At 39.6% G+C, this 6925-nt stretch carries 7 protein-coding genes; 3 read left to right on the top strand and 4 right to left on the bottom strand.

Annotated features, from left to right (window positions below; all coding sequences use genetic code 11):
• Window positions 1-203 precede the first annotated feature (203 nt).
• The 3 genes from ACE4RR_RS20440 to ectA all read right to left on the bottom strand — a co-directional run bounded on the left by ACE4RR_RS20440 (window position 204) and on the right by ectA (window position 2552).
• Window positions 204-590 (bottom strand): ectoine synthase, encoded by a 387-nt coding sequence (locus ACE4RR_RS20440; protein WP_375537287.1) that lies wholly within the window; start codon window positions 588-590, stop codon window positions 204-206.
• Window positions 591-695: 105 nt separating this feature from the next.
• Window positions 696-1979 carry a diaminobutyrate--2-oxoglutarate transaminase gene (gene ectB, locus ACE4RR_RS20435; protein WP_375537286.1) on the bottom strand — a complete coding sequence of 428 codons (1284 nt, stop codon included), beginning with the start codon at window positions 1977-1979 and terminating at the stop codon, window positions 696-698.
• A gap of 51 nt (window positions 1980-2030) precedes the next feature.
• On the bottom strand, window positions 2031-2552 hold the full coding sequence (ectA, locus tag ACE4RR_RS20430; protein WP_375537290.1) for a diaminobutyrate acetyltransferase: 522 nt from the start codon (window positions 2550-2552) through the stop codon (window positions 2031-2033).
• Window positions 2553-3137: 585 nt separating this feature from the next.
• Between ectA and ACE4RR_RS20425 the strand changes: the two genes are divergently transcribed.
• Window positions 3138-4544: a Glu/Leu/Phe/Val family dehydrogenase gene (locus ACE4RR_RS20425; RefSeq protein WP_375537285.1), complete on the top strand. Its 1407-nt coding sequence runs from the start codon at window positions 3138-3140 to the stop codon at window positions 4542-4544.
• A gap of 220 nt (window positions 4545-4764) precedes the next feature.
• On the opposite strand, the gene ACE4RR_RS20420 is transcribed toward ACE4RR_RS20425, so the two are convergent.
• Window positions 4765-5667 carry a TIGR01777 family oxidoreductase gene (locus ACE4RR_RS20420; protein WP_375537284.1) on the bottom strand — a complete coding sequence of 301 codons (903 nt, stop codon included), beginning with the start codon at window positions 5665-5667 and terminating at the stop codon, window positions 4765-4767.
• Window positions 5668-5763: 96 nt separating this feature from the next.
• Here ACE4RR_RS20420 and recX point away from each other — a divergent pair, with 96 nt between their 5' ends.
• Together recX and ACE4RR_RS20410 are read left to right on the top strand one after the other, a co-directional pair.
• On the top strand, window positions 5764-6639 hold the full coding sequence (recX, locus tag ACE4RR_RS20415) for a recombination regulator RecX (protein ID WP_375537283.1): 876 nt from the start codon (window positions 5764-5766) through the stop codon (window positions 6637-6639).
• Window positions 6605-6913 carry a YfhH family protein gene (locus tag ACE4RR_RS20410; RefSeq protein ID WP_375537282.1) on the top strand — a complete coding sequence of 103 codons (309 nt, stop codon included), beginning with the start codon at window positions 6605-6607 and terminating at the stop codon, window positions 6911-6913. The genes recX and ACE4RR_RS20410 overlap by 35 nt, the downstream gene beginning before the upstream one ends.
• Window positions 6914-6925: the final 12 nt, after the last annotated feature.

The following is a 6925-nucleotide window of genomic DNA, read 5'->3' as shown; positions in this document are numbered from 1 at the left end:
ATACTGGCGACGTATGGGATTAAAGTCGTTGATATAACCACGTGGATTTTCATGAAACCGCCGAGTACGGATCCGTACGCTCGGTGGTGTGAGAGGTCGGGGGTTAATCACCCCCTCCTACTCGATTTTTTCTAAATAATTAATTATAGTTTTAATTTACTTCCCTGGCCAATGCAGACCAAGTTTTCCCGAAAGGAAAACTGTTAAGATTCGTCTACCGGATAGACACCATTTTCATCATGAACTTCACGGCCGCTTATTGGTGGATTAAACACACAGACCATGCGCATATCTTTCTTTGCACGAAGGAGGTGTTCATCATTTTTATCTAGTGCATAAACCGTATCGGCTGTAATTGGATAGATTTTATTGTCACTTAGCGTTTCAACTTCACCTTCACCTTCAATGCAGTAAACGGTTTCGAGATGGTTTTGGTACCAGATATGTGTCTCTGTACCAGCACGAATAATTGTATCATGAACAGAATAGCCCATGTTATCACTCTTCAAAATAAGTCTGCGGCTTACCCAGTTACCGTTATCCACTTCTTGATCTGTACCTAAAATATCCTCAAGCTTAACCACTTTCATGTTAAAGTTCCTCCTGTCAGTATCCATTTTAATCATTAATTCAGTAAGTTTTACATAATAAAGGGCCTGGTAGGTTAGGGCTTCACCAGGCCCAATCTTCATTAATTACGATGTGATTGATTCTTTTTCTGCTGCGGCCTCTTCAATCGCTTTTTTAAGAATCGCAAGCCCTGCTTCCAATCCTTCGTCATCAATATTGATAGGAGGGAACAGTTTAAACACTTCATCATCAGGACCGGCTGTTTCCATAATTAAGCCATGCTCAAAGCATTTTTCAGCGACCTTTTCAGCGAGACCTTCTGGCTTGCAGGCGATTCCCTGCATAAAACCGCGACCTCGGTGAGTACCTTCCAATTTAGGAAATGAGTTGATCATCTCATCCAAAAACTGCTTAATCCGTTCCGATTTCTCCTGAACATTTTTCTCAAGCGTATCGTCGTTCCAGTAATTCAATGATTCAGTGGCAGTTACAAATGCCATGTTGTTTCCACGGAAAGTTCCGTTGTGTTCGCCTGGTTCAAAAATATCATATTTAGGATTAATAAGAGTTAAGGCGAGCGGAAGTCCGTAGCCGCCGATTGATTTGGAGAGGCAGACGATATCCGGTTTGATACCGCTCGGCTCAAAACTGAAAAATGTTCCAGTTCTTCCGATGCCGGCCTGGACATCATCAATAATAAGCAGAATGCCGCGGTCCCGGCAAATTTTCTCAATTTGCTGCAGCCAGTCCATTCTTGCTGCATTTAAGCCGCCTTCACCCTGTACCGTTTCAAGAATGAAAGCCGCCGGGGTTTCAACTCCACTGCCGTTATCATCAAGGAAACGTTTAATATATTCAATTTCCTGAGTTGTATTGTTTATATAGTTATCGTAAGGCATTGTAACCGAATGATGAAGTGGGATTCCCGCACCTTTTCGTTTGAATGCGTTTCCGGTTACTGAAAGTGCTCCAATTGTCATACCGTGAAAACCGTTGGTAAAGCTGACAACATTAGTTCGACCAGTAACTTTACGGGCCAGCTTTAATGCTGCTTCAACCGTGTTTGTTCCTGTAGGCCCAGGAAACATTATTTTATAATCAAGATCTCTAGGCTTCAGAATGGTTTCATGAAATTTTTTCAGGAATTGGCCTTTTGCTTTAGATGCCATATCAAGTGAATGGGTAATTCCATCTTCCTGAATATATTCAATTAATTTTTGCTTCATGTTTTCATCATTATGACCATAATTAAGTGCACCGGCTCCTGAGAAAAAGTCGATATACTCTTTTCCATCCAAATCCTTGATTTTGTAACCTTTTGCTTCGTGGAACACTGTAGGGAATCCACGAACGTAGCTTCTGACTTCTGATTCATGCTCGTTAAAAATACTGAGATCATTTTCTGTCATTATTTTATATGCTCCTCCTTATAATACTTTAAATTATTTTGAGCGATACTGTTATTTTTCAATTGGACCGATGCGGAAGGTAAGTTCAGCTTCGTGACCTTCTCCAGGGAAAAGTTCTTCAGAAAAGCACTCTGATATTTCACACTCTGTTTCATGTGTGCGTGCAAGCTTCTTAAAAAGTGCCTGTGAAGCGTCGTTAGATGGGGTGACTGTAGCTTCTAAATATTTTACACCTTTATCTTGCAGTCTTTCGAGTAAAGCATTCAATAATCTTGAAGCCATTCCTTTTCCGCGCTGGGACGAATCGACACCTACCTGCCAAACGAAAACAGTATCCTGTTTTTCAGGTGGGATAAATGCTGTTACAAAACCGACCAGTTCATCATTTTCTTTAGCTACTACGCAAGTTTCAGCGAAAAACTCGCACATCATGATGTATTTATATGAAGAATTTAAATCAAGTGTTGAGTTTTTTACGAGTTCCCACATGTCAGCGCCGTCTTCAACGGACGGTTTATCAAAGATTAATGAATCCATAGTTCCTGTTGCACCAGTCGTTTTAGTCTCCATCATTTTACCACCTTCATTTTGATTAATAAGGGTCTTAATAGCCTTTTCCTCCTGCGTGTGAAACTTAAACCATTGAATTGTAAACACTTTGTAAAAATTTTAAAAATCTCTATTCTCATAAATAACGGCCTGGTGATCACCAAGCCAATACTACTATTTGGAAATGATGCCCTTACAGGCGTTCATGAATTTATAATAATAGTCTGCGCTGAAAAGATCAAATAGCTATGCTGCGGATTAAATGTGCTTAATCGGTCTTAATCGGGATTGCATCCGCTAATGTTAAGTACGCTTATGGAATACTGCCATATAGTAGCCTATACACCGTTTTCTAGAATAATGATTGAATAAGTCTGGAGGGAAATCTTCCATAAACCTTGATAATATCAGTGTTTAAAGCTTTATTGAAGCTGGTTATCGGCTTTTAAGAAAATTTAGGATATTTTATTTTGTGAAAACAGATAATTATTTATTCGTATCAGAAGGATTTTATCTCAGAATTTTTGAGTAAAATAATCTCGATATCGTGTTTTTATTGATTTAAAAAAAGGTATGGAAGTAATGGTAAGAAAGTATAGGAGGGATTGCATGAATCGTTCGCAGACAAAAGTATTAATTGAAGAAGTTATAGGGAGTCTAAAAAAATCAAACAGATTTCTAGAGATGAGCGACGAAAAAAAAAGGGGGATGGTACTTGATTCTGCAGCTGAAATATTAAAAACGACGGATAAAATAATTAAAAGCTATATTCGGGTTTCTACAGATGAAGGAGAAATCCAGAGAATTCCTGCATATCGTGTGCAGCATAATAACATCAGCGGATTTTATAAAGGCGGAATCCGTTACAGCGAGGAAGTAAGTGAGGAAGAAGTAGAAAATTTGGCGATCTTAATGACATTGAAAAATGCCCTCCATGAACTTCCATTCGGCGGAGCAAAGGGCGGGGTACATATAAACCCGCGGGAATATACCGAACGGGAATTAAATTTAATCAGTAAAAAGTATGTTCAGCGCTTTGCTATTAACCTGGGGCCGACACAGGATATCCCTGCTCCGGATATGGGAACTGATGAACGGGTGATTGATTGGATGGTCGGAGAGTACAAAACGATTCACCCCGGTCAGGCGTACATTGGTTCCTTTACAGGTAAAAGCGTCGAAAACGGAGGGGCACGCGGACGCAGAGAGTCAACTGGCATAGGAACTTTTTTAAGTTATTTTTATTTAGTAAAACAATGGCTTGAAGATAATGCAGAGACCATGTCCGAAAAAGAAAAGCTGCGCACGAAACAGTGGGAAACCCTTCATTCCATGGAAGAGAAATGCAACAATAAAGATCCAGTGGAGGTTGCTGTACAGGGCTTCGGAAATGTTGGAAGCGTGGCTGCACTTGAGGCATATAACTGTTCTGAGGTTAAACATGCTGTAACGGCAGTTTCAGATCAATTTGTCATGCTGATCAATAAAGAAGGATTGAACATTGAGAAGCTTGCTGCGTATGCAGAAAAACACAAGCAGCTGCCTGACACAGCTGAAAAGCTGAAACAAGAAAACATTGAGGCTCAAATTGCTGAACCAGGCGGCATTGCTGTATTTGACTGCGATGTGCTGATATTTGCCGCAATAGCTGATCAAGTAACAAAAGATAATATGAGAAGTGTAAAGGCTGACATACTTGTCGAGGGAGCAAATGCACCGATTTCTGTAAATGCGGATTTGTACCTTCAGGAACAAGGAAAGATTATAATTCCCGATATTCTTGCAAATGCAGGAGGGGTGCACGTTTCTTATTTAGAATGGAAGCAGAGCAGAGTAACAGAGATGTATAAAAAAGAAGAGATCTTAAATGAAATGTCCGGCCAAATGAAGGACACTTTTAAAAAAGTGTATGATGCATATTTTACATCTGATGAATACACGATGAGATTCACTTGCTACACGATGGCGCTGAAAAGGTTGATTTCTCTGCTTTATAGACATGGGAAATTATTTTAATAAAAGCATGAAGGTATCTCAAATAATCGCTGAATAGCGAAATAACTGAGGCACTTTCATTTTTTCAAGAGTAATACTGAAAACGACTATGATCTTGAATACGTCATATAAAAAAAAGGCTGTCGCCATAAATTGCTTTGGCACAGCCTTTTGTTTTGCAATACGTGCTGGTCTGAGGAATTCTTTCCCGCTTCGCTTTACTCAAGAAATCGCTGAGAAGTTATTGTAAGAGGTCCTCTAGCGCAGGTGTTAGATGTGGAAATGAAAATTCGTATCCCCACTTTACTGCATTTTCTGGAAGAACTTTTTGACCTTCTACTACTAGAACACTCATCTCTCCTAATGTTTTTTCGATTATAAAGGCTGGAGCAGGAGCCCAATGCGGACGATTTAAAACAGCAGCAAGTGCTTTGCCAAAATCCTTCATTTTATTAGGATCCGGAGAAACAACGTTCATTGGACCGCGCGCCTGATTGTTTTCAATAGCAAATGTAATCATTTGGACAACATCCCGAAGATGGACCCATGAGTACCACTGCGTTCCTTTCCCGATCGGCCCGCCGGCGAATAAATTATAGGGAAGCATCATACGGGGGAGAGCGCCTTCCTTATCATCAAGTATTAATCCAAACCTAGAATAAACGGTACGGACTCCGTGTTTTTCTGCCTGGGAAGCTTCTAATTCCCATTTTTCACATACCTCCTGAAGAAAATTTCTCTTGGCAGGTGTACTCTGTTCCGTAAAAGTATCACTCTCAGAAATGCCGTAATACCCTACAGCAGAAGCATTTATCAATACATCCGGTTTGGATCTGCTGCTTGAGATAAGTCTTATAATTTCTCGGGTTGCATCTATTCGGCTGTTAAGTATGGCTTTTTTATGCTTCTTCGTCCAGCGGCTGTTTATGGAAGCGCCAGCTAAATTGACATATGCATTTATTAAAGGAAGGTGTAATTCCGGCTCTGCTGATTCAGAAAGCCACTCCACAAAAGTAATTTGATCTTTATTTTGTTTGTTCTGCTTATTTCTTGTTAAAATGTAAACATGGTGTCCCTTACCGGTTAAATAACCGGTCAATGCAGATCCTGCTAATCCGGTCCCGCCTGCAATTGCAATATTCATCGACTAACTCCTTCCCAAATTCAGCTTAATGATTTATACCCTTTGATGCCTTATAGTAATCACACGAGAAAATAAAATGAAACGGGGATATTCGTCGTGAAAATTTCAAAAATTACTGCTCAGAAAAAAAGAACGGACCGTTTTAACGTCTATTTTTTCGATGAAACTGGAAAAGATACTTACGGTTTTAGTGTAGATGAAGGGGTTTTAGTGAAATGGAAGCTGCGGAAGGGAATGGACTTATCTCAGGAAGACATTGATAAGATAAACGGGGATGATCTTCATAAAAAAGCTCTAAATGCTGCAATTACTTATCTTTCCAGCTCCATGAGAACGGAGCATCAAATTAGGCATCATCTTTTAAAAAAAGAGTTCCCGGAAGATGCAGTGCAGGCAGCTGTAAATAAAATGAAAGAGTATAAGTTTATTAACGATCGTGAATTTGCTGCAGCGTTTGTCAGGACAAAGATTAATACCACTGAAAAAGGACCAGTTTTAGTAAAAGAAGATCTTTACCAAAAAGGAGTGCCTGCAGAAGAGGCAGAAGAAGCTTTATTGCAATATACAGAGGAGATACAACTTGAGAAAGCGGTACAGATCCTTCAAAAAAAAGGCAAAAAAAAAGCTGGTGAATCATCAAAAGCCTTGAAAAACAGACTTCTGCAAATGCTTATCAGAAAGGGGTTCAATAATCATACAGCACATGCAGCCTGGGAAACTGCAGGAGTAGAAACTTCTGATGAACAGGAATGGAACGCTATTATTCAGCATGGGCAAAAAGCAGTTAAAAAATGGAACAAAAAATATGAGGGTAAAACACTTCATTTTAAAATAAAAGAGCATCTTTACAGGAAGAGCTTCTCTCTTTCCATGATAGATGATTATTTACGTGAATTTCCGCCGGAAACGATAGATGAGTCTGAAGGAAGTGATGAATATGGAGAAAAGATACAGTCAGATGACGGAATATGAGCTGAGACAGGAAATTGCTTCACTAAATGAAAAATCTAAGAAAGCAGAGCAAATGGGTATGGCAAGTGAATTCGCCGTTTATGAACGTAAAAAAATTATGGCTGAAGCATATATGCTGGATCCAGTAGATTTTATGTCGGGTCAAAGATATGACCTGAAACAGGAAAATGGAACTTTTTTCCTCAAATACATGAATGGCATATTCGCCTGGGGATATAAGGATGGCTCAGAAGAACTTGAGGCTGTGCCGATTTCACTGCTCGTAAATGATTAAAGAAGAGACAGA

Source organism: Alteribacillus sp. HJP-4 (genome assembly GCF_042139015.1).
Taxonomy (GTDB): Bacteria; Bacillota; Bacilli; order Bacillales; family Marinococcaceae; genus JBHIKY01.
This window is presented reverse-complemented; position numbering and strand designations above follow the sequence as displayed.

What these genes read in the sequence shown, in the direction of transcription:
- ACE4RR_RS20440 (WP_375537287.1), bottom strand. Translation starts at nt 590, where the DNA reads ATGAAAGTGGTTAAGCTTGAGGATATTTTAGGTACAGATCAAGAAGTG.
- ectB (WP_375537286.1), bottom strand. Translation starts at nt 1,979, where the DNA reads ATGACAGAAAATGATCTCAGTATTTTTAACGAGCATGAATCAGAAGTC.
- ectA (WP_375537290.1), bottom strand. Translation starts at nt 2,552, where the DNA reads ATGATGGAGACTAAAACGACTGGTGCAACAGGAACTATGGATTCATTA.
- ACE4RR_RS20425 (WP_375537285.1), top strand. Translation starts at nt 3,138, where the DNA reads ATGAATCGTTCGCAGACAAAAGTATTAATTGAAGAAGTTATAGGGAGT.
- ACE4RR_RS20420 (WP_375537284.1), bottom strand. Translation starts at nt 5,667, where the DNA reads ATGAATATTGCAATTGCAGGCGGGACCGGATTAGCAGGATCTGCATTG.
- ACE4RR_RS20410 (WP_375537282.1), top strand. Translation starts at nt 6,605, where the DNA reads ATGGAGAAAAGATACAGTCAGATGACGGAATATGAGCTGAGACAGGAA.